The following is a 1,467-nucleotide window of genomic DNA, read 5'->3' as shown; positions in this document are numbered from 1 at the left end:
ACGAAGCGCTCGGCCGTCAGCCCCGAGCGCCCCAGGTAGCCGCGCGCCAGGCCCACGCCGCCCAGGTACAGCTCGCCGGGCACGCCCTGCGGCACCAGCTTCAACCCCGCATCCAGCACGCGCGCCGTGCAATCGGCGATCGGCTGTCCGATCGGCACCTGGCTGCGTCCATCGTCGCGGCAGGTCCAGTGCGTCACGTGGATGGTGGTCTCGGTCGGGCCGTAGAGGTTCTGAAGCGCAGCCCCGTGCAGGCGCTCGAATACCGCCTTCTGCGTTGCCACGGGCATGGCTTCGCCGCCGCAGACGATGTGCCGCAGGCGCGTGTCGTGTTCGATCCCCTCGTGCGCCAGGAAGGCCTGCAGCATCGCGGGCACGAAATTGAGCGTGGTGATCCGGTGCTCGCGGATCAGCGCCGCCACCCGCGCGGGGTCGCGCTGGTCACCGGGACGGGCCAGCACCAGCCGCACGCCGGTCGTGAGCGGCCAGAAGATCTCCCACACCGAGACGTCGAAGCCGAATGGCGCCTTGTGCAGCACCGCGTCATCCTCTGCGCTCAGCGCGTACCGCGCCTGCATCCAGGCCATGCAGCTGGACAGGGCCCGGTGCCGGATCGACGCGCCCTTGGGCCGGCCGGTCGATCCGGAGGTGTAGATCACGTAGGCCAGCTGCTCGCTGTGCCATGCCACCTGCGGGTCGTGCGCGGGCTCGTCTTCGAGGTCCGGCAGCAGCGCGTCGAGCGCCAGCATCTGCATGCCGTCGAAGTCCTGAAGGCCGCCGCGCAGATGGCTTTGCGTGAGCACCAGCGACACGCCGCTGTCGGCCGCCATGTAGGCCAGCCGTTCGGCCGGGTAATCCGGGTCCAGCGGCACATAGGCGCCGCCGGCCTTGAGGACGGCGAGCAGGCCCACGATCATCTCCAGCGAGCGCTCCATCGCGACGCCTACCAGGGTCTCGGGCTTCACTCCGAGGCCGATGAGACGGTGCGCCAGCCGATTGGCGCGCAGGTCGAGCTCGGCATAGCTCAGCGACGCTTCGCCGAAGACCAGCGCCGTCGCATCCGGGCGCATGCGCGCCTGCCGCGCGATCGATCGATGCACCGGCTCGGCATCGGCATGGCATCGTGTGTCCACGCCCCATTCCTGCAGCAGGCGCCGCTCCGGCTCGGGCAGCGGATCGAGCTCGCCCATGCGCCGAAGCGGATCCGAGGCCAATGCGCTCGCGATCTGCCGGACCGCTTCGTGCACGAGCGCGCACACGCGCCGCGCCTCCACCGACGCATGGATGTGCGCCACCAGTTCGAAGCCCTGACCGAGGTCATCGACCGAGAGGCCAAAGGGATAGTTCGTGCGTTCCGCACCCTGGAGCACCTCCACGCCTTCCCACGCCGGCGCCTCGTGCTCAGCCTGCGCGCCGTAGCGGTAGTTCAGCAGCGCCGAGAACAGCGGCGTGCCCGCCGCCAGCGCGCTG

General features: G+C 70.4%; 1 protein-coding gene. It reads right to left on the bottom strand.

Annotated features, from left to right (window positions below):
* On the bottom strand, positions 1–1,467 hold a 1,467-nt coding region (locus tag ACMGEZ_RS29640; protein ID WP_436825853.1), incomplete at both ends, for a non-ribosomal peptide synthetase.

Origin of the sequence: Variovorax stachyos (assembly GCF_051400855.1) — a bacterium.
Classification (GTDB): domain Bacteria; phylum Pseudomonadota; class Gammaproteobacteria; order Burkholderiales; family Burkholderiaceae_C; genus Variovorax.
This window is presented reverse-complemented; position numbering and strand designations above follow the sequence as displayed.